This window comes from Rhizobium sp. CB3090 (assembly GCF_029714285.1).
GTDB lineage: Bacteria > Pseudomonadota > Alphaproteobacteria > Rhizobiales > Rhizobiaceae > Rhizobium.
This window is the reverse complement of the sequence record NZ_CP121664.1, coordinates 327,036-348,811: the sequence shown is the minus strand read 5'-3', so window position 1 is coordinate 348,811 and position 21,776 is coordinate 327,036. Positions and strand designations below refer to the sequence as shown.

Annotated in this window: 16 protein-coding genes and 3 pseudogenes; 2 read left to right on the top strand and 17 right to left on the bottom strand. The window is 57.1% G+C overall.

All coding sequences use genetic code 11. From position 1 onward, the window contains the following. Window positions 1–3: 3 nt before the first annotated feature. The 10 genes from hxsA to QA646_RS28410 all read right to left on the bottom strand — a co-directional run bounded on the left by hxsA (window position 4) and on the right by QA646_RS28410 (window position 11,892). Complete coding sequence (hxsA, locus tag QA646_RS28455; RefSeq protein WP_283060633.1) at window positions 4–630, bottom strand: His-Xaa-Ser repeat protein HxsA; 627 nt, start codon at window positions 628–630, stop codon at window positions 4–6. Then, complete coding sequence (hxsC, locus tag QA646_RS28450) at window positions 627–1,709, bottom strand: His-Xaa-Ser system radical SAM maturase HxsC (protein WP_283060631.1); 1,083 nt, start codon at window positions 1,707–1,709, stop codon at window positions 627–629. Before hxsC ends, hxsA begins: the two co-directional genes overlap by 4 nt. Further along, window positions 1,706–3,112, bottom strand: a complete 1,407-nt coding sequence (hxsB, locus tag QA646_RS28445) for a His-Xaa-Ser system radical SAM maturase HxsB (RefSeq protein ID WP_283060630.1) — start codon at window positions 3,110–3,112, stop codon at window positions 1,706–1,708. The genes hxsC and hxsB overlap by 4 nt, the downstream gene beginning before the upstream one ends. A 1,214-nt stretch (window positions 3,113–4,326) precedes the next feature. Next, the gene (locus QA646_RS28440; RefSeq protein WP_283061032.1) at window positions 4,327–4,497 is read right to left on the bottom strand and encodes an entericidin; all 171 of its coding nucleotides are present in this window, start codon (window positions 4,495–4,497) and stop codon (window positions 4,327–4,329) included. Between the two features lie 1,005 nt (window positions 4,498–5,502). Beyond that, complete coding sequence (locus tag QA646_RS28435; RefSeq protein ID WP_283060629.1) at window positions 5,503–6,066, bottom strand: YecA family protein; 564 nt, start codon at window positions 6,064–6,066, stop codon at window positions 5,503–5,505. Beyond that, on the bottom strand, window positions 6,063–7,637 hold the full coding sequence (locus QA646_RS28430) for an IS66 family transposase (protein ID WP_283060627.1): 1,575 nt from the start codon (window positions 7,635–7,637) through the stop codon (window positions 6,063–6,065). The genes QA646_RS28435 and QA646_RS28430 overlap by 4 nt, the downstream gene beginning before the upstream one ends. Window positions 7,638–7,685: 48 nt before the next feature. Next, window positions 7,686–8,042, bottom strand: a complete 357-nt coding sequence (gene tnpB, locus QA646_RS28425) for an IS66 family insertion sequence element accessory protein TnpB (protein ID WP_283060626.1) — start codon at window positions 8,040–8,042, stop codon at window positions 7,686–7,688. Continuing rightward, complete coding sequence (locus QA646_RS28420; protein WP_283060625.1) at window positions 8,039–8,509, bottom strand: transposase; 471 nt, start codon at window positions 8,507–8,509, stop codon at window positions 8,039–8,041. Before QA646_RS28420 ends, tnpB begins: the two co-directional genes overlap by 4 nt. Window positions 8,510–8,585: 76 nt before the next feature. Further along, complete coding sequence (locus QA646_RS28415) at window positions 8,586–9,944, bottom strand: DUF262 domain-containing protein (RefSeq protein ID WP_283060624.1); 1,359 nt, start codon at window positions 9,942–9,944, stop codon at window positions 8,586–8,588. 304 nt (window positions 9,945–10,248) lie between these two features. After that, complete coding sequence (locus QA646_RS28410; protein WP_283060622.1) at window positions 10,249–11,892, bottom strand: MFS transporter; 1,644 nt, start codon at window positions 11,890–11,892, stop codon at window positions 10,249–10,251. Between the two features lie 484 nt (window positions 11,893–12,376). Between QA646_RS28410 and QA646_RS28405 the strand changes: the two are divergent. Continuing rightward, window positions 12,377–12,712: pseudogene (locus tag QA646_RS28405) on the top strand (citrate/2-methylcitrate synthase); the annotation flags it as partial. A gap of 412 nt (window positions 12,713–13,124) precedes the next feature. Then, a pseudogene (locus tag QA646_RS28400) lies at window positions 13,125–14,599 on the top strand (NAD-dependent succinate-semialdehyde dehydrogenase). 159 nt (window positions 14,600–14,758) lie between these two features. Here QA646_RS28400 and QA646_RS28395 read toward each other — a convergent pair. The 7 genes and pseudogenes from QA646_RS28395 to QA646_RS28365 form a co-directional block, all read right to left on the bottom strand. Beyond that, a complete protein-coding gene (locus QA646_RS28395; RefSeq protein ID WP_283061031.1) occupies window positions 14,759–16,114 on the bottom strand; it encodes a Glu/Leu/Phe/Val dehydrogenase in 1,356 nt (451 codons plus the stop codon). 131 nt (window positions 16,115–16,245) lie between these two features. Further along, entirely contained in the window at window positions 16,246–16,743 is a 498-nt protein-coding gene (locus QA646_RS28390) for a UPF0262 family protein (protein ID WP_283060621.1), read from the bottom strand. Window positions 16,744–16,757: 14 nt separating this feature from the next. After that, window positions 16,758–16,886 (bottom strand): annotated as a pseudogene (locus tag QA646_RS28385) (acetyl-CoA C-acetyltransferase); the annotation flags it as partial. Window positions 16,887–17,049: 163 nt separating this feature from the next. Continuing rightward, a complete protein-coding gene (locus QA646_RS28380; RefSeq protein ID WP_283060619.1) occupies window positions 17,050–17,679 on the bottom strand; it encodes a 3-oxoacid CoA-transferase subunit B in 630 nt (209 codons plus the stop codon). A gap of 17 nt (window positions 17,680–17,696) precedes the next feature. Next, complete coding sequence (locus tag QA646_RS28375; protein WP_283060617.1) at window positions 17,697–18,395, bottom strand: CoA transferase subunit A; 699 nt, start codon at window positions 18,393–18,395, stop codon at window positions 17,697–17,699. A 105-nt stretch (window positions 18,396–18,500) separates the two neighbouring features. Continuing rightward, a complete protein-coding gene (locus QA646_RS28370) occupies window positions 18,501–19,910 on the bottom strand; it encodes an aldehyde dehydrogenase family protein (protein ID WP_283060615.1) in 1,410 nt (469 codons plus the stop codon). 156 nt (window positions 19,911–20,066) lie between these two features. Next, window positions 20,067–21,470, bottom strand: a complete 1,404-nt coding sequence (locus QA646_RS28365) for an aspartate aminotransferase family protein (protein WP_283060613.1) — start codon at window positions 21,468–21,470, stop codon at window positions 20,067–20,069. Window positions 21,471–21,776: the final 306 nt, after the last annotated feature.

Sequence of the window (21,776 nt, the reverse complement as noted above, 5' to 3'; positions counted from 1 at the left end):
GGCTTAGTTTGTCGCGATTCCCAGGGCCGACAGGACCTGCGGAGTGATGGTGCCGGTGACTTTGAGCCCGTACGTATCCTGCATTTTACTAAGTCCGCCCCTCGTCGCGGCATCGACCTGCCCTGTTATCGGGCCGCCGAAATAGCCAAAGGCAATCAGAGCGGTCTGGACCTGTATGACGATGCGGCGAAATTTGTCCGAGTTGCCTGGCAGCGTTTTCAGCGGCTGTGGCTGCGCGTTCGTCGGGGAGGACTGCGGCGAATAGGCGCCGCCAGTTGAAGTCGTGGCAGGTATGTTGGGAGTGGTCGGGGAACTTCTGATGACGGGACCTGGGTTGGGCGAATACTGCGGTGTCGGGTCGGGCAATGGATAAGCGGTGTCATAATCGCCCCGTGGGATGTAGCCACCTCCAGCTGAGGATGCGTGGCTCGCGTGACTGGCATGACTTGCGTGGCTCGAATGCGAGCTATGGCCCGCAAGGGTGTAGACCTGTTTAACCCGCAGCCGCTCGAACAGGGTGGTTACGGGCTTCTTTTCGGTAATGCCGGTGATCGGCGCTGCATCACTTTTCGACGGCATGAATCCGGCCGCGATCAACGACGGCACCAGGTAGATCTTGCGCTTCTTCATTGTGGTGAGAGTCCCCCAAACCCCTGATCAGCTTTATACCATTCAAAAAATCCACCACAAGTAGAGCGCAGCGAGCATCCGCTGCACTCTGCCAAAAATTTGTTCTTCCAATCTGAAATCGTGCTTGGCGCGAGATGCCGGTACTGCGGAGGGACAGTGCAAAGAGGGAAATTATAAAGAAGAGTATGGATACCGCGCCCCATCGCGAGGTTGATGGCTCTGCGCAGTTGGCCGAAATCCTGCGACGTATCCTTGAACGAATGCGACCAGTTCATTTTGCCGTAGCCGATATTCTCTAGCTGCATGATAGCCCAAACATCGATGAATGGCAGCCTGGTGGAGACATAGTTCGCAAGCTCAGGCAACGCGCCCCAGTTCTGCTGAAGGACAACTGTGCGAAGCTCGACGGCCGCCCCAATCCTCATCAGTGTCGCGAAGTTCAGCGACAGCGTTTCAAAGGCACCGGACTTTCCAACAATGCTGTCGTGAAGTTCGGCGCAAGGCGCATACAGTGGAATGCCCCACAACACGCGATCTCTTCCGATCTCATCAATCATCGTGCTGTCGCCTGGTTCGAAAAACTGGCCGTTGGTCAGAACATGGAATGAGATATCCGGCCGGGCTTTTGCGGCGGCCAGAAGAAATTGAAACAATCTTCGTTTGTGCAGCAGCGGTTCGCCGCCAGATATCGTGATCCGAGCGTTTTCCGGCGCTAAGGTGGCAGCGACTGTGAACTGGTCGAAGAGGTCGGCGTGATGTTTCTTTGGAGGCTGCGAGCACATGACGCAGAGCTGATCGCATTGCTCGGTGACTAGGAAGGTATTGTGTCTCGACCGTGATCGCACCAATCGATGCGCTGACTTTCGCCCAGGAACTAGAAGCAGCACGTCACCATTGAGATCAGTTTCGGCACCGCAGTGGACGCGAAGCGAGTAGCCTGCGAGATCGAAGGTTTGACTTTCCTGATCTTTGTCGATCAGGAGGGCATCATATTCACCATCCACCCCGTCCGTGCGCAAGCGAACGATAATTGGATTGTCGATTGGAACGTCATCGATCTTGAGCCGCAGATCGATCATGTGTGTACCGGCGCCAGTGACGGATCGAATTCTGGAATTCCGGCCCACACGGCGAGGCTCTTTTGGACTTTCTCGTCGTCCGAATAGAGCAGCGCGAAGATCTTGTCGAAGATTGCGGTATGACGCCGACAGAAGGCTGTGTCCGCCTTCGGCAGATCGATGCGCCCGTAACGCGATAGATCGTCAACAACGTCCGCACCACATGCGGCTTGGTATGGACAATGGATGCAGTCGGGATGGAATGAATTGGAAGACTCTTCGTTGAGTACGTCTAGCTTGGACTGATCGATGCCATCCCAAAGATTGCCAATGCTAAGATCGACCTGTCCGACCCTCGTGACCATCCTGGCTTCATCCGTCGGATAGAAGGTGCCGTCGTAGTCAATAACGATGTAGTCTCGCCCGAGAATATTCGGATTACGAAGGTCGACGTGCTGATTGTGGCCGCCACGCAGAACCCGGCGCAGACAGTGGGTGAAATAGAACTCCTCGACCGGCTGCGCAGCCGTCCAATTGTGCTCGATCAGAGCGTCGATAAAATCGGCATGATAAGTGTTCCATTCGTCTTCGAGACCGGTGGTCTGAAATCGTTTTCGAGCAAATCCCTGATGGTTCACGGGTCGAAGGAAAATGGAGCGAAATCCGAACCGACCAAACGTATCAATGATCTCGGGAGCGCTCGGCAAATTGTTGATGTCCAGCGTCGGGAGAGCCGAGACCTTTCCCTGGCCCAAGCGCTCGATGGCATAGCTGAGGTTCGATACAAATTGCTGTGTATCGTGGGCATTTACGGTTCGTTGTCGCTCGTGCGTCGAGAGTTCGCCGTCGAGTGACGTACTCACGAGGACGTCCGGGGCATCCAGAAAATCCCAAGCTTCTTCCGAGACCGATTGCAAATTGGTGCATACCGTAAAGGAAACTTCTTGGAACTTGCGGCGAGCGAAAGCGCGAACCTTCTCCAATAAGTCTAATCGGAGCAGTGGCTCGCCACCCTGGAACTCGATTTTGACGCTCGCGGAAGTCATGGCGTCGAGAAATCGGAGAACGCGCTCAAGCGTCTCATCCGTCCAATCAAAGCCTAAAGTGCTCTCGTTCACCCGAGACACCTGACAGTAGGCACACGCCAAATTGCAACGGAGGGTCGGAACCAGAATGACGTAATTCAGCTCTTGAGGCCGATGCAATCGTTGGGCCCATCGGTAGGCAAATCCCATATAGGCCGAGTCGCCTATCTCATTGAACGCATGACCATTCGCTTCAAGAAAATCCCTATCCACGGCTATTAGCTTTCCGGTCGCATAGCGATTGAGAAAGCGGGCATCGGCTTTGAAGTAACCGCCCGCATCATCCGCAAAAAGATAGCCGGCCCCGAACGGTTTGAATTTAAGGGGAAATACGGTCATCGCCCGAGGACACCGTCGAGGAGAGCACGCCTAAGCGGAAGTGTCTCGGCATAGATTTTCTCCCGATACAGACAATGGTGAAATTCTCGAACCAACAGATCGACCGAAACTGCGCCGTCGTCCAACAGGCTGATCGTCTGAGATATTTCGATTTCTGTACCTGGATGCAACGCACTGAACCGAACAATAGCCACTGCGAGATATGGACGGAATGTCGGATCGAGCTCGATCGCACTGCGGCGAGTCTTCTTTGGGGACAAGGTGCGAGAGTTTTGCGGTTTCACGTCAGTGCAGCGTCCCCATTCCGTATGATTGAGATTGTAGCAATGCTGGCATTTAAACACCATAGGATTGCGCTGAGCTTTCGCTTTCAAGCTCCTAGCTCACTACGTCCCAAACCAACGTGTCCATCCCGACCAGGCTTTCAATTACCACATTTCATTCCAGTGAGTGCTTTCATGATTTGCCCTCTTGCTGAAGCAGGAATCGCTCGTGATTCCTTGTCTGGCACCGAATCGCAGAGGAGCGGTGCCATGGAGGCGTGGTTTGATTACGAGCTTGCCGATTACGGCGAACACTTTGCCGATGTGAATCCTTCTCGTTCGCAATATTCGAAATGCCGTTGACGCCTCACAAAGGAAGGGCCGCCTCAAAGGGGCGATATGGCGGCCCAAAGGTGACTGCGCCTGCAGCCACTTTGGCGAATGAAAGGAAAATTCGCCTAAGCCATAGTAGAATTTCAATTTTGATACTGCAACGCTCACTTTTAAATAATTGCATTATGACATTCTCACCAGCGGATGAGTGCTCCCCTCTCGCTTCGCGTTGGGCATCATCCGGTGCCGAACTGTACCATGCGTGTTGGCTGCTGCGAAATGATATACCTGCCGACAGCTGACGTCGAGCCGCGGACAATCGGGACTTCGGCGCTATTGAGGAACGGCGCTGCGCCGACAGCCACACGGCGATTGCGGCAAAACTATCGGATGAAACATGAGCATCCAAGCGCAACAGTAAAAATTCCGAATGGCCATGCAAGCACCAGCGCGGCACTGATCCATTCGCGTTCGGAAGTCGGTTGATGTTCGTTGTCGTTCGCTGCTCTCATCCTGTCTTTCCCCGTTAGGAGACCAGCATAGCCAGCATTTTAGCTTTGTCTCATCAAAGATGTTTTCGCCGCGTAACGCACGATCATGTTAAGGACCATCACACGGTTATTGCGCAGCCTTGTTTCCGCTGGCACCCGCTTTCAGGACCCTATGCATACTTGAATCCATCGCCTGTCCAGTTTCTTTCGCGTCCTTCGCCATTCCTTTTGCAGTGTTTGCGCAAGACGACAGGGTGAGAAGCACCGAGATTGCGGTGGCGAGCGAGATTTTGAGCATCAGAAATCCCCTGTTTACATTCGCCCAATAACGGCGGCGCGATAATTTAGTTCCCCGACGCATGACCACCGAAAAATCCAAACTTACCCACCGTGCATAGTTCGATTGGTTTTGTGCTACACTGGCGGCAGACCGATCGAAAGTCATCTTGATTTTTTGCTAAGTTATGGGTGTTTGCACCAGTCATTCTCGAACCTCAAACGTGGAAACCACGGTCTCCAGGTCTACTCTGGCAGAATTACTACACGTGGACTTATCAATTGCATCGGAACTTTCGGTGACCTCGTCGAGTCATCTCGATGAGCTCGATCTCCACCTTCAGGCCTGAAGCGAGAGCCTCACGCACAGCCGAATTGAAGCCGCGCATAGCCTCGGCGACGCGATCTGCGGCAAGCTCTTGCTCTTGGGTCATCATGCTTATGGTTCCCACCTTCGACGAACTTCCGGTTTATCAAGTAGTGTGGCAAGCGCCAACCGTTACGATCGATGAAGCTTTGTGCAAGCATCGCTAAGCTGACTTGGGAAATGGCTTCTAGTGGACCCCTCGCCGTGCCAGGCAGGCACGCTCATGGAAACCGTTCGTTTGGAAGCCTCCTCTGGAATGATCTTCTCACCCGACAAAGCAGGGCGAGAGGCAACTCAGCCCCACTCTCGCCTCACGAAGGTGTCGATCTCTTTCGTCCTGAACTTGATCATGTTCTCGTCCCACCGTTCTTTGGCCTCGATATCCTGGCCGACAAGCGTAGTCGCCGTTAACCCCGACGTTAGATATTTCTCTGCCTTCACCGGCGGCGGCGCGTCTCTAAGCGAGGAATTTAGCCCAGGAGTTAGCATCGTTAGATTCCCGATATTGTGAACGTACGGCACGCCACTGCTCTGCGGCAAGATATGCTCGATGGACTTCGACGGCTCTTCAAGCCAAATCTTGTTCCACTGAGATTGATTGTGAGCGCTACGAACAGCCCACTGCTTTCGGCGTTGACTGGATTGCAATGGCGCTTTCTTTTAGAACTTCTGCTTTGCCCGCTTCGGCATAAAGTAGGTTCGGATATTGACGATTGCTTCGGCGACGTCAGCAACATCCTGGCGGGTGGCTTTCCGTTTTGTCTCGCCAAGCTTGCGGATGGGCGCGATGATATCGCCAGTGACGGCATGACCTCGAAGGACCGGTTGCCAAAGCCTCGGCGCGTATCCTGTTCCCAGCAGAAAGCAGAGATCCCAATCGAATGGATCAAAGGTCTGATCATCGATCTTGGTGAACTTCGGCCGGTGGTCTTTCGGTGTTTCGGAGAGACTTGCCGAGATACGGTTATACTCTGCAACGATCGTCTGCACGGCCCGATGTTCGATTGTTTCCATCGGCAGGTTGAGGGCATCCGGACCAGTCAGTTCCGGTATCCATTTGCGCGGGTCGATGAACTTCGGGCCAATGATGAGAGCCGTAAGATAACCATCGAGACCGCTCATTGACCAGATTGGCGATGCCGGACGACGTCCTCTGATAAAGGCTTCGAACACCTCGTCATCGAGCTTCGGCCGTGCCGTCGTCCCCTGGCTGTTCGGTGTCATGCCGCCCGTCGCTCCTGCTGTGTCATTGCTTCACGCTCAGCCTTCCAGGCCCAAGGCAGGAGACTTTCCATTTCGTTGGCTTTCACTTTGCCGGAGATGATGCGCTCCAGCACATCGGCAAGCCAGATCTCGGGGTCCACGCCGTTAAGTCTTGCCGTGTTGACGAGTGATGCGAGGACAGCGAAAGACTTTCCACCCCGCTCGTTGCCCACGAATAAGGAGTTCTTTCTCGTCAGAGCCACGGATTTCATTGAACGCTCGACGACATTGGAGTCTACCTCAACCCGGCCGTCGTCGAGGAAGGCTGCCAGCCCCCTCCAGTGGTTGAGCGTGTAAGTGACGGCTTTGCCAAGCGCTGATTTCGACGACACCTCGTCGCTCAATTCGGTGAGATGGACTTTCAGTTCTCTCATGACAGGAGCTGCCTCGTGGCGCCTCACTACGAGCCGGGTATCGGCACTTTCGCCCCGCAGTCTCGCTTCAATGCGATAGATTTCGGCAATCCTGGCAAGGATCGACAAAGCCTCCGAAGAGCCGGTCAGCTTGACGACATCGACGAACTTGCGTCGCGCGTGCGCAAGGCAGAAGGCCAGCCGTATGGGGGCGATATTGCTCTTGCCCCGACGTTTGACCATGGTTTTATAGGCTTGGTATCCATCGACTTGCAGCACGCCGGCGAATGATGACAATTGTCCCTCGATCTCGCGAGCGCTGCGGCTTTCGGCAAAAATGTAGGCCACGGCCGGCGGCGCCGGGCCATTCCAGGGGCGGTCGTCAACCGCTTGTGCCCATAACTGGCAGACCTTGGTTCGTTTACGGCCCGGATCGAGCCGCGGAAGTGGCGTCTCGTCACAGAACACCCTCGGCTGCGAGCGGATGAAGGCGGTGAGCGCATCATAGAGAAGCTCCAGCCACCAGGCGATCCGAGTGACCCAGGCGCCGAGCGTGCCGCGATCGATGATGACGCCGCAGGAGCCAAACATCTGGGCTTGGCGATGAAGCGGGAGATGCCAGGCAAACTTCGAAACGGCGACATGGGCTGCAAACGCCGTGGTTACCATGCCGCCGTCCATCACACGCGCCGGCGCGGGCGCTTGCACAATGACGCTTTCGCAGGCCCGGCAGGCATAGCGCGGCCTGACCGTCCGTTTCACCCGGATAACCGCAGGCACGATGTCGAGCGCCTCGCTGACATCAGTGCCGATGCAATGCAGTTCGAACGAACAGCAGGGACAAGTCTTGCTCTCCGGCTCGATGATCTCGTCATAACGCGGAAGGTGCTTGGGCAAGCGGCCGATATTGCGGGCTGGCGACCGCCCTGCCTGCGTTATATCTTCACCGACCGGCGCGACATCATCATTGGCAGCAACGGGGATGTCGCTCACATCGCCAAGGTCGAGCATTGCCTGCGTTGGATCGATGATCGTCATCTTCTCCGATTTCGTCCCGAAGAGCTGGCGCTCAAGGAAGGCCACGCGCGCCTTAAGGTCGGCATTCTCTTCGTCGAGCGAGAGAATGATCCGGGTCAATTGCGCAGCATCCTGGGGCAAGGGATCGGGTCGAAGCGGCATGACAGACCCTACCATATGAGCCTGAATCTTCAAGCAAATCCAATAGGATCAGCCGGCTTTTGAGGGCCTCTTCACCGCGTTTCGTTTGACGCGCGTCCAGTCAATGCCGGCCAGCAAAAGCGAGAACTCCTGGGCACTCATCTGCATCGCGCCATCGCGGATCGGTGGCCAAACGAACTTGCCAGCCTCCAGCCACTTCGTCGCCAAAATCATGCCTGATCCATCCCAGTAAATGCAGCGAAGTCGATCCAGACGCTTGGCGCGGAACACGAACACGTCGCCACAATAGGGATCGGCCGCAAGAGCTGACGCCACCAAGGCCACAAGCCCATTCATGCCGCGCCGGAAGTCGACAGGTTGCGTCGCAACCATGATCTTCACGCCACTTGGCGAAACTCCGATCACCGGCGCCCTCGCAACGCCGCCACCATCGCTTGTGCCAGCTCAGGCGCTACCGAGCCGATAACCGTCATGCGCGCGCCAGCAAGCTCGATCTCAATCCGACCTGCGGCGAAGTGGGCAAAATCCGACGGCGAGCTCTCGGGAGACGTTCGATCGCCAACCACCGTCACCGGCACGAACATCGTCTGCTGCACGCCGGCCTTCGCGGTTCGTTGAGAGGTCAGCCCAGCTTCCCGACGCCAAACGTTCAGCAAGCCGCGATTGACGCCCCAGCGCCGGGCGACGGCCGAGACGTTCACGTCGGGTTCCGCGCTTTCCGCAAGGATCCGCGCCTTCTCCTCATCAGTCCAATTCCGCCGCTGGCGCCGACCAGTGATCACCTCGATCCGACGATACTTTTCCTGATGCCTGGCTTCATGCATGCCTTCATCCATGACTTCAAGCATGGCATCAACGCGATCTCCAACCATTCCATTCCGCTCCTATCGATGAAGAAGCTATCTCGCGGCCTCAATCTCAAAAGAAAAGGTGGGGTGTTCGTCGCGCTCACGATTGATTGAAGTTCGTGCCGGCTGACGCAGCAAGGTACTCGTCATAACGAAAGAGAATATAGCGAACCTCTTCCGCCCAACCTTCATATGAATTTTCCCAATAGTCGGGCCTGTTCAGTACGTCCGCGATAGCATAGTCCTTCCCGAGAGCAATCAGCCGCTTCTCGATCTCCATCGCATCTAGGCCACTGGCAAAAATCGAATAACCAAGTCGCACATATTCGCCGACCTTGTAGCGAGTATCCGCCTGAGCAAGCCCGAAAATTCGGAAAGTCACTCGCTCCCAAGCAGCCAACAGCCGTTCGCGGGACGCACCGTCAAATTGACGTATAAGTATCGCCGTCGCTACAAAACGAGCGTGAGCAATCTTCGTCACGGCCCGGAGGCGAACGTTGTCGTCGAGTTCTTTAACCGCCTCGACAACGCGCTTCAATGCTTCGCCGCTCGCCATTATCGTCTTAAGCTTCGTGCCTGCAGTTTCTGTTAGCACAGCGGCCGCATCTTCTTGCGATATGACACGATTAGGTTGCGCCTTCAGAGCCCAGGTGCCTGCGAACCTGAGAGCCTCGTCGCCGAGGTTTCCCCTCTGGCCGAGCGTCCGATATATATCGCCCCATAACCGTTGCATTTCCCGAACTGATTCAGCCCGGGTACCCGTCTCAACGTGCTCAAACAACAGCGCCATGAGTTGGCTTTTGAGCTTATCAATCCATTTGACATCGAGACCACGACTATTCAGAACCTCGAAGACCCTATAGACAGTCGCCTCATCCGCTATCTCATGATAGACAAACGACAACTTGTTGCGGATGATATCCACAAGCTCGATCAAGTCGCCCTCAGCTCTCCATCTTTCGACGAAAGCTTCACACTCCTTGGCAGCTTCCAGGATGTTAAGGTCGGCTGCCGTGCGAGACTCGCTGGTTTTGATCTCCCCTGATAAAATATAATGAGTGAAAACGCTGCTGCTGTCATGATTGGTCTGCAAAAGCAACAGGGTGCGCTCGTCGTCCTTGACCAGCAATTCAGCGATGTCCCGGCGCGTTCGGCTTTCAAGTGCTAGGCCCTTTTCGCTTGCCTTTAAGAGGATAACCAACGTGGTGAGGCGCTGCTGGCCGTCAACTATATCGACCGTTTTAAATTCGTCAGCATTGATCTTGCGTGTGTCACGTCCCAGCGCCACCACCGTGGCCATGAAATGCTCGCGTCCAGAACGCTTGATATCGAGCACATCGCCAAAGAGGTCCGCTCGTTGACGGCTCCCCCATGCATATGCGCGTTGATACTCAGGAATACGGAATAGCCGACCAGAAAAAAGTGAAACCGACTTCAAATGCATTGGACTGAGTTGCACGTTGAATCTCCCTGACGTTGTATTTTCTCGCAACTTAAAGGTTAAACCATATTTGCCTGGTCGCCCCCGCGAGTATGCGCGACATAATTGGAAATTGCGCTTTGCTGTCTGAAATCGGCAGTTGTTATGTGAGTCCGATTGCCTGTGACACCGATATCGAATGACGAGGTCGCGTCGCTCCGGCCAGGCGGCTAAGCCTTATGAGCATGCCGCTTGGGTAATCTTTTATGGGAAGAGAGATATTCAAATTTCTCGTACCGCTTTCTCCGGAATGCCATCAATTTACCCTCTCTTCCGAGGACGCTCACTTCTGCGAGACATAGGGAACTGTCGGATAAGACTTGCGGACCGCTCCCGTCGGTCGCTCAATCAGAATGGTTGTTCGCGAAGGACATCCGTCTGTGCTCAGCCTTAGGAGTTCCTGATCCAACTGCTTGTCAGCCGATGTGTAGCGATGATGAAGCCTGCGATAGTCGGTCCACGTCGGAGTTCGATATGTCTCTATCCACCGCGATGTCTGCTCAACGTCGCGGGTGAGTGTCCAATGACGAGCACCAACGCGGCTTTGGGCGTGCCGCCGTTCACGCATGATCTCAAGGAACAAATCGATGTTCTGCTCGGGTATGGAGTATTCAGTGATAATCAGGATGGGGCCGCTTCTCGGCTTTAGATCGAGCGCGACCGTCGGCGCGTTGAAGTTTCCAGATGGTTCAAGCTCCGATTCAAAACGGTTGCTGATCGGCAACTTCAATCCGAGCGCCGCCACCATCAATATGGCGCCCGTTGAGCAGCCAAATGCGACCGAGAGTGAGTGGCTCTGTGCAACCGTCCCCCAAAGCCAGCTGCCGGCTGCAATACCTCCATTCGTCAACGCGCTGTAAATGGAGATGGTCCGGCCCGTGATCCAGCGCGGACTGGCCAGTTGGACGTTTACACCAAGCCCCGACCAGGCGGTAACCCACCCGGCGCCGCCGAAGGCGAGTGCGATCGTTGCAAAGGTAAGGGATGAGGTCAAGGTGAGCAAAAACGAACACGTTGCCAATGCTATGCAGGCAAGCGTAATCAGCATCTCTTGCGTGAGCATCTGCCTGAGCCAATGGTTTGAGATCCCGCCAAGAAAGGCGCCTGCCCCGAAACCACCCATGAGAACGCCAAATCCGACTGCATCGGTATGCAACTGATCGCGGGCTACCAGTGGCAGTAGCGCCAAGACGGACGTGCTTGCCAAACCGAACAACGCGCCTCGGGCGATGGTAGCCTTGATTTCTGACGACATAGCGGTGAAGCGCAAGCCATCATAGATAGCCGTGAACATCGCCTCACGCGGCAAGGATGAGGAAAGCGTTTTCCATTTATTTTGCCACAGGGCGATCAGCGGAACTGCAAAACCAAATGTCGCAATCCCAAAGGCAAAAAGAGGCCCCGCTGAGGCAACGACGATCCCTCCCAGTGCGGGACCGACACTGCGAACGGTATTGAACCCGACAGAAATAAGCGTGACCGCTGCCGGCAGGTGGGGCCGTTCGACGATATCGCCGACGGATGCCTGCCAGGCGGGATCGTGGAGAGCAATGCCGCAGCCAGCCAGAAAGCTGAAACCAAGAATGATCCAGGGCTCAGTTACGCCGAAAGAAATGGAAAGCGTGAGCATGGCGGATGCGGCCATCATAAGGCTTCGGCCAATGATCATCACCATACGCCGACTAAAGTTGTCAGCGATCGCACCGACGAAAATGGCCAGAAAGAACGCAGGTGAGGTTGATGAGGCCTGGACCAATGCAACCATCACATCCGAGGTCGAGATAGTTGCCATCAGCCAACTGATCGCAACCGCTTGTATTAACCAGCCGAGACTGGAGAACTGATTGGCGATCCAGATTGCGCGAAACGTAGGATTCGTCAGCGGCGCCGACAACGTTGATGATGCAGTACTATCTTTCGACGACATTCGCGATTTGTCTCGTGTTAGCCATCACGCCGACCAATAGTCGGCCAGTTGGTTGCGGTTCACCCCAGCGCTCAGGATGTCTATCCGTTGCATCCGGGTTGCACATCAGCTGTAGTTTAGCCCCGCATCTATCTGTTGAACTGCTGAATCCAGCCCCCTTTTCAGCACAAAGGGCTTCGCCTGACGTCGACAATAGAGTCTGCAGCCTTTCGAAGCATTTCATCGAAATCTTTCTTTATGCGATTGCTTTGTATTGCCGTTGCTCACCCGGCAATGGTGTGGGCCATATTACCGGTTCGGTTTTGTAAAAGGGCGGCGTATCAAAGCACCACCATGCAGGAAAGCTGCATTAATCGATAGCTTGACGACGCTGCTTGGCGGGAAGCTCTTGGGCTAAGAGAGCGTCATTTAGGAGTGATATGCCACGATCCCCGATTGAACGGCGGCGCCAATCCGAAGTCGTTCAATTGGCGCCAGTACAACACTGCAGAAGACGGCGCACGAGGTGCTCGGCGAACTCGGCATCAAGGACGATCCGCTGCTCGACATCGCGATCGAACTGGAGCGTATCGCGCTGACCGATGACTATTTCATCGAGAAGAAGCTTTACCCGAATGTCGACTTCTATTCCGGCATCACGCTGAAGGCTCTCGGCTTCCCCACGACCATGTTCACGGTGCAGTTTGCGCTTGCCCGCACCGTCGGCTGGATCGCCCAGTGGAACCAGATGATCGAAGATCCGGAACAGCGTATCGGCCGCCCGCGCCAGCTCTATACCGGCAAACCGCAGCGCGAATACGTTCCGGTTTCCAAGCGCTGAACGACATCCGTGACGCAACGAAAGCCCGGCTGCCCAATGGTGGGCCGCGATCTAGCGCGTGCCGAATGCAAAAGCCGCCGAACAGGCCCAATGTGCCTGACGAATCTTGCTTCAATTGCCAAGGCGCCTAGCGCCGGCATGCCAAGACGTTGAAAGCGACCGTTCTGCTCGTTGAACTCAGCGACTTCGCGGACGTCAATCGTATCTATGCTGCCCCCTCTAGACCCCCTACCCCTGCTGGCGGTGGAAGGCGTTGGCGAAAGGTGCAAAGGCATTGATCGCCCTCAGTCAAGCTGCCCGCCGCCTGCACCGCAACGATCATGAACAACCATTGCTCCGGCGTACCCGTTCGGCATAAACGTTCAGAAGAACAAGGCCAAAGACGTTGACGATCGGAAGAGGAAAAACGGGGATGACGCTCACTGCTGCATTAACGAGGCATCTGAAAAATCCGGAGCAATTCCTCCACCTAACCTCCGAGCCCAGCACGCACGCGGCTGCATCCATGAAGCGCTTTGCGGTCTTTAACCCGTCCACCGGTGATCTGCTGGCCGAAGTGCCGGATATGAGCGCTGAAGAGGTTTCCGTCGCCATTGAAAGGCGCATGCTGCCCAAGCGCGTTGGGCGGGACTTACCGCCCGGGAGCGTTCGGACATACTGTGGAACTGGCACCGGCTGATCCTTGAACATAGCGACGATCTTGCCGTCATTTTGACGGCCGAGATGGGAAAGCCACTGGGAGAGGCGAAGTCGGAAGTCTTACACGCGGCGGCATATCTTCAATGGTACGCCGAAGAGGCTAACCGCATTTACGGCGAGACTATTTCGGCCCCCTCCAATGACAGACGCATGCTGGTGATCAAACAACCAATTGGTGTTGTCGGCGCCATTACCCCTTGGAACTTCCCGGCCTCGATGGTAGCGCGCAAGATTTCGCCGGCGCTTGCCGCTGGCTGCGCCGTTGTCTTGAAGCCAGCTGAGCAAACGCCTCTCGTTGCCGGGGCCATGTTCGCCCTCGCGCGTGCAGCTGGTTTCCCGGAGGGCGTTCTCAATCTGGTCTATGCGTCAGAGGGTGACGCTATCGGTCGTGAATTGTGTTCCAATTCCAAGGTGCGAAAGATCAGTTTCACCGGATCGACCGAAGTCGGCCGGTTGCTGATGCGCCAGTGCTCCGACCAGATCAAGCGCATCAGCTTCGAACTCGGCGGGAATGCCCCTTTCATCGTCTTCGACGACGCCGATATCGACGCCGCCGTCGATGGCGCGATCCAAGCCAAATTTCGCAATGCTGGCCAGACCTGCGTGTCTGCCAATCGGCTGTACGTCCAAAAACGCGTCTATGACGAATTTGCTGAAAAGTTCACCGCGCACGCGCGCAGACTTCGCGTTGGCGACGGTTTTGAACTGGACACCGCGATCGGGCCTCTAATCGACAATCATGCTCTGACAAAGATCGAAGCGCATGTCGATGACGCTGTAAAAAAAGGAGCAATAGTGCGATGTGGTGGGCGCCGGATCGGCACGTCCGGAACATTCTTCGAGCCGACTGTGATTACAAATGTCGTCAGCTCAATGCGCATTGCCCAGGAAGAGACTTTCGGTCCTCTGGCGCCAATCATCCGTTTCGAAGACCCGGAGCAAGTCGTGCGAGAGGCCAATGATACGATCTACGGCCTCGCCGCCTATTTCTACGCTTCGAACCTCAAGCGGGTCTGGCGTGTGGCCGAGGCGCTCGAATACGGGATGGTGGGCATCAACACCGGCCGCATGTCGTCGGAGGCTGCACCCTTCGGAGGGATAAAGCAGTCAGGCATTGGACGTGAAGGGTCTCGCCACGGCCTCGAGGACTATCTTGAAATGAAGTACCTTTGCCTGGGTGGCCTCTAACGCGGGTTACGACCTCCTGCGATTTGACGATGTTGAAACCGGCCTCTCGGAAAAAAGACGCTGCCGTCGAACATGTTCGGCGGCAGCGAAGTCGCTTAAGAAGCGAATTCAAAGCCCAAGCCACTGATCGCGGAAGCGAAGCCCTTGTCCTACGTGTAGTCAGACACCTATCGCTTCATAGGCGTCGGCAATCTGTCGGATAGATGCGACATAGGCGGCGGTTCGGTAGTCACCGAGTTCCGGTTGCTGCTCCATCAGGTCGGCGATGCGCCCCCAGGTGCTGCGCATGACGTCTTCCAGTCCAGAACGGACGAGATCGATTTCCCCCCCGCCTTCGAGAAACTCCTCGAGCATGTCCGCCGGAAAATCCTTGCCAGTCATACGTTCGAGTGCCGTGGCGATCGTCTGGTTGCGCCGCTCGCGCCGGCGCCGTTCCATCAGGCCGAAGGGAATATGCGTCAGGTTCTTCACCCACTCGAAGTAGCTGACGACCACGCCGCCGGCATTGACGTAAAGGTCGGGAAGGATGGTGATCCCACGGGCGCGGAGAACCTTGTCAGCCTCGAAGGTCACCGGGCCGTTGGCAGCTTCGACGACGAGATTTGCCTTGATGCAATCTGCATTCCCCGCATGGATGGCATTTTCCATCGCCGCTGGAATAAGAACGGCGCATGGCTGCTCGATGCCCGCCATATTGCCGGGAAACGATGTGGCACCTTCAAAGCCAAGGATGCTGCCCGTTTTGATCTGATGCTGCTTCAGCGCCTCGATCACCAGGCCGTCGGCGCTGGCGACATAACCATCACGTTCTGCAACGACGGTCACCCGGGCACCATCCTCTTCGGACAGGAATTTTGCGGCATGGTAACCGACGTTGCCAAACCCCTGAACGATGACCGCAGCACCCTTCAGGTCACGCTTGCCGTTCAATCCGGAGGTTCGAGGATCGCGGAGATAGCTTTGGATGGCGAATTGAACGCCCCTACCCGTTGCTTCCGTCCGGCCGGCAATTCCGCCCTTCGACAGCGGCTTGCCCGTGACGCAAGCGCGCGCAACGATCACATCGGTCGGATTGGCGCGACGAAACTCATCCATCATCCAGGCCATTTCCCGCTCGCCCGTGCCGATGTCGGGCGCCGGCACGTTGACGCCGGGACCGATCAGTCCGCGTTTGTTGAGCTCCTGGGTGAAGCGGCGGGTGATGCGCTCGAGCTCCTGGGGCGTCCATTCGCGCGGGTCGATCTTCAGGGCGCCCTTCGAGCCGCCGAATGGAACATCGACCAGCGAGCATTTGAGCGTCATCAGCGCTGCCAGCGCTTCAACCTCCTCAGCATCGGCATTCGATGCATAGCGTATGCCGCCCTTCACCGGTTCGCAGTGCTCGCTGTGGACCGATCGCCAGCCGATGAAACTGTACATGCGGCCGCGCAGGCGAACACCGAAACGAACAGTGTAGGTCGAGTTGCAGTGCATGATCCGTTCCGACAGCCCTTCCGGCAAATCAAGGAACGTCATCGCATGGCGGAAGTTCTGGTCAACGCTATCCAGAAAGCCTGCGGAGCTCGTTTCTCCGAGGTGTACTTCGCGTTGAGGTATTGCATTCACTTGGGGTTCCTCCTTGGTCGGCAGTTGGGGCCACAGCTGTCTCAGCTCAACAGAACTCGATGGTCGGCATTGCGCACGAGCAGGGCGTAAATCAGCGTGAACAGCCGGCGCGCGGTGTTGTTGTCGATGGTCACTTTCGTTGACAACCGGGCTCGAAGCAGCTCGGCAGCCTCGTTGTGGACGCCGCGTCGGCCCATATCGATAGCCTCAAGCCGCGAAGGTCCAGGGTGGCGGATGGCGTCGTAGTAGCTCTCGCAGATGCGGGCGTAGTCTCTAAGCAGCCGGCGGAAGGGCGTGAGCGACAGATAGTGACTGATGACATGCTCGCCCTGATCATTAGCGACATAAAACGCCAGGCGCCCGTCGACGGCTTCGATCCTGAGACGATAGGGGCCGCCGTCGTGACCGACCGGAATGAATGTATTGCATTCCAAAAGGTCGATGACCGCGAGCGCCTGCTCCCGCTCAATTCTCGCATCCCGGCCACGGAACGATCGGTCGAGCGATACATCGCAGAGACGGTATTCGGCCGAGGTCATGACGCTGTCCTCCCTCACATCTCTTCCACGCACATGGCGACATCAATGCCGCCGCCGATGCAGAGCGTCGCCAGCCCCTTGGAAACGCCGCGGCGCCTCAGCTCGAAGAGCAGCGTATTGAGAACGCGCACACCGGAAGCGCCGCGTTCGCGCGCCGGCGTATTACCGAAAGCTCCGTCGAAGGATCCGACCGCCGTGCGGGCCGCGTTGGCGATGACGATCGATGGGATGCTCATGGTGGTCTCCTCTATGGTTTTGCGAAGCCGGCAGAGACCGGCTCCAGCGTCTCGGCAATAAGCCGCAGGCCTAGTTGACGATAGTCGCCTCGGTGGCGCTGCGGATCTCGCCGTCTGTCACGCCCTCGGCAAGCTCGACCAGCCTCAGTCCGCCATCGACGACGTCGAGCACACCAAGATTGGTGATGATCCGATCGACGACGCTCTTTCCGGTCAGCGGCAAGGTGCAGGCATTCAGCACCTTGGATTCGCCGGCCTTGTTGGTGTGGTCCATGACGACGACCACCCGCTTGACGCCGGCAACCAGATCCATCGCACCGCCCATGCCCTTGACGAGCTTGCCGGGGATCATCCAGTTGGCGAGGTCACCGTTCTCGGCCACTTCCATGGCGCCGAGGATTGCCATAGCGATCTTGCCGCCGCGGATCATCGCAAAGCTCTGCGCGGAGTCGAAGAAGGCCGAATGCGACAGCGCCGTCACCGTCTGCTTGCCTGCATTGATGAGATCGGCATCGATCTCGCTTTCGGTCGGAAAGGGACCGATGCCGAGCAGGCCGTTCTCCGACTGGAGCGTCACATGGACGCCTTCGGGGATATAGTTGGCGACAAGCGTCGGAATGCCGATGCCGAGATTGACGTAAGTGCCATCTTCGAGTTCGCGAGCCGCACGAGCCGCCATTTGGTTTCTGTCCCAGGCCATGTATCTTCCCCTGCCCTTCAAGCCACCGCGCGCGTTGTGCGCTGTTCGATGCGTTTCTCATGCTGACCCTGGATCAGACGATGCACGTAGATTCCCGGCACGTGGATATGGTCGGGATCGAGGCTGCCGACCGGTACGATCTCCTCGACTTCGGCGACGCAGATCTTGCCGCAGGTCGCGGCCGGCGGATTGAAGTTGCGGGCGGTCTTGCGGAAGACGAGATTGCCCGATGTGTCCGACTTCCATGCCTTGACGATCGAGAGGTCCGCGACGATCCCGGTCTCGAGAACATATGCCTCGCCGTTGAAGGACTTCGTCTCCTTGCCCTCGGCAACGACGGTACCGACCCCGGTCTTCGTATAGAACCCGGCAATGCCGGCGCCACCGGCACGCATCCGCTCGGCGAGCGTTCCCTGCGGGTTGAACTCCAGGTCCAGTTCGCCGCTGAGGTACTGGCGCATGAACTCGGCGTTCTCGCCGACATAGGACGAGATCATCTTCTTGATCTGCTTCGTCTTCAGCAGCACGCCGAGACCGAAGTCGTCAACACCGCAATTGTTGGAGGCGATCGTCAGATCCTTGGTACCCGCCTCACGGATGGCACCGATCAGCAGTTCCGGAATACCGCAAAGACCGAAGCCACCCGCCGCAATGAACATGCCGTCGAACAGCAAGCCATCAAGCGCCAACGTCGGATTCTCGCAAATTTTGTTCATACTGCCCCCATCAGGTTCGTCGATCGCGACGCCGAGGCGCCTCGAAATTCAGTTCATTAGTTTCCGAACGCCGCAGCGGTTCCGAACCGCTGCGGTCGACCTCGATCACCCTCGATTGATGCAAACCACCTTCGGCTGGGTCATCTCTTCATAGGCGAAGTGCACGCCTTCTCGGCCCATGCCGCCGTATTTGAAGCCACCGAACGGCATGGCGTCGGAGCGATAGTCCGAGGAGTCATTGATCATCACGCCACCGGCCTCGATCCTGCTCGCCGCCTCCAGCGCCACGGACAGATTGCTGGTGAAGATGCCGGCGTGAAGGCTATATTCCGGCGCGTTGGCCAGATCGATGGCCTCATCGAGCGTCTCGAACGGTGCAAGCATGACCACAGGGGCGAACACTTCCTCGTGCCAAAGGGGGCAGGTTGTCGGGGTACCTTCCAGCACCGTCGGGTGATAAAGCGACCCCTCGCGCTTGTGCCCGCAGAGCAATTTTGCACCACCGGCAATGGCGTCATTGACCGCTGCTTCGGTTCGCTCGGCCACTTCCTTCGAGATCATCGGACCGACGTCGGTATCCTCGAGCGATGGATCGCCTGCCCGGAGCTTTTTCGTCGTGGCCATAAACGCGTCACGGAACCGCTCATAAAGCTCGGCCTGCACAAGAACACGCTGCGCGCCGATGCAATTCTGTCCCGCGGCCCAGAAGGCGCCGGAAACGCATCCTTTAACCGCCTTGTCGAAGTCGCAGTCGTTCATGACGATGACGGGGGCGTTGCCGCCGAGCTCCATCGCCAGTTTCTTGAGGCCAGCTTTGCGGCTGATTGCCTCTCCGGTGGCAAAGCCGCCGGTAAAAGAGACCATACGCGCATCCCGCGCAGAGACGAGAGCCGTCACGATCTCTCTATCACCGTGAACGACGGTAATGATCTCGCGTGGCAAGCCCGCTTCCACCAAGGCTTCGACAAGGTTGATCGCGGAAAATGGCGTCAGGTTCGACGGCTTCAGCAACACCGCGTTGCCGCCGGCGATCGCCGGACCCAGTTTATGGGCGACCAGGTTCAGCGGATCGTTGTAGGGGGTAATGGCGGTGATGATGCCTAGAGGCTCTCGCGTGAACCAGCCCTGGCGCTGTTCCGATCCGACATAGGCATCGAACGGCACGATTTCGCCGGCGTTGCGCTTTGCCTCTTCGGCAGACAGCTTCAAGGTGTTGACGCAGCGAAGCACTTCCTTGCGCGCCTGAACGATCGTCTTTCCGGCTTCGCGCACGATGGTTTCGGCGAAGGTGTCGCGACGGCGTTCGACGATTTGAGCCACACCTTCAAGAATGCTCGCGCGCTGGTGCCTCGGCAAGGCACGAGAAAGCTCAGATCCGCGTTTGGCGCGAGCGACGAGTTCGCCGATTTCGCTGGCGTCCGTCGGATCGATCGACCCTAAAAGAGACCCGTCATACGGACTGTAAACCGATATAGGCGACAAGCCGGAGGTGATATGCAGTTTGGCAGCGGTCATGATGCCAGCTTCCCTTCCCTGATGATGCGCCGGCATGTGCGGCGGTTATCTTTGTTGATCAATGCACAACCCCATGACCGCCGCCGTGGTCCACTCGGCACGACGGACGAATGAGAACGGAGTTTGCATGGCGGTCGAGCCTTCGACCGCCTACCGTCAGATCTTCTGACCGTCGCGAACGAGGTCATCGATGACGCAGCTCACCGCCTTTTCGGCGATCGAGACGATCTCGTCGATCTCCGCCTTCGTGGTAACGAGCGGCGGGGCAAAGCCGAGGATGTCGCCATGCGGCATAGCTCGGGCGATCAGGCCGCGGTCTCGGGCGGCCTTGGATACGCGAGCACCGACCTTCAGCGATGGATCGAAACGGGTCTTGTTCTCACGGTTGCCAACGAATTCGATCGCGCCCATCAGGCCGACGCCACGCACTTCACCGACGATCGGCAGCTGTGCGAACTTTTCCTTGAGCTGGGCCTGGAAATAGGCGCCGACTTCGCGGGCGTTGCCGGGCAGGTTTTCCTTCTCGACGATGTCCAGTACCGCATTTGCGGCGGCCGCGCCAATCGGGTGGCCGGAATAGGTGTATCCGTGCGAGAAGGCGCCGACCTTATCGGCCCCTTCTTCTATGACCTTGTAGACCTTCTCACCGACGATTGAGGCAGAGAGCGGGAAGTAGGCCGAGGTCAGGCCCTTGGCGACCGTGATCAGGTCGGGTTCAATGCCGTAGTGCTGCGAGCCGAACATCGAGCCGGTGCGGCCGAAGCCGGTTATCACTTCGTCTGCGATCAAAAGGACGTCGTACTTCTTGAGCACCGCCTGGATCGCTTCCCAATAGCCTTCCGGGGGCGGCGTGATGCCACCGGTACCAAGCACCGGTTCAGCAATGAAGGCGCCGACATTGTCGGGACCGAGCGTCTCGATCATCTCGTCGAGCTCAGCAGCACGACGGGCCGAGAATTCGCGTTCGGTCTCCCCTGGGTTGGCGCCCCAATAGTGGTGCGGAACACCGGTATGGTCGATCTGCGGCAGCGGCAGATCCATATAGTCGTGATAGAAGCTCATCCCAGTCATGGATCCAGAGACAACACTGCAACCGTGATAGCCGCGTTCGCGCGAGATGATCTTCTTCTTCTTCGGCTTGCCGCGCAGGTTGTTGTAGTACCAGACGAGCTTGGCCTGGGTCTCGTTGGCGTCCGAGCCGGACATACCGTAGAACACCTTGCTCATGTTGCCCGGAGCCATCTTCACGAGACGATCGGAGAGGACCGCAAGCTCATCGGTCGTGTGCGCAGCGTAGGAATGGTAATAGGCCAGACGATGCGCCTGGCGCGAAATCGCCTCGGCGATTTCGGTACGGCCATAGCCGACATTGACGCAATAGAGGCCGGCAAAACCGTCGATCAATTGGGTGCCATGGACATCCTGGATGCGGATCCCCTTGCCGGTCTCGACGATCGTCGGCTCGCCAAGCTTGCCGGCGGCGAAATCCTTGAGCTGCGTGAAAGGGTGCAGGACAGAGTTGCGATCTTTCTCTGCTATGTCTTTGATATTTATGGTCATGTTAACCCCTTCCTCCGCCGCTTCTCGGCGGCGAATTTTCCATCTGTGAACTGGTGAGATTGAGCGCGAGCTGCAAAACCTCGAGTTTAGGTCAGCTTTCGCTTGGCCGACCCGCTCAGACGATACTGCCTGCAAGTGCGAGCTAAATCGCACCCTTTCGCTTTCGGATGACGCAGGGTTTCTGCAATCTTTTCCGCTTTATGCAGTAATTCGTTATCTGTAGGGGCTTTGCCGATTTCCTCGTACAGCCCGACTAATCTGGGTGGAAGCGACCGCGTACTGCCGGAACATGAGTAGAGCGAAGCC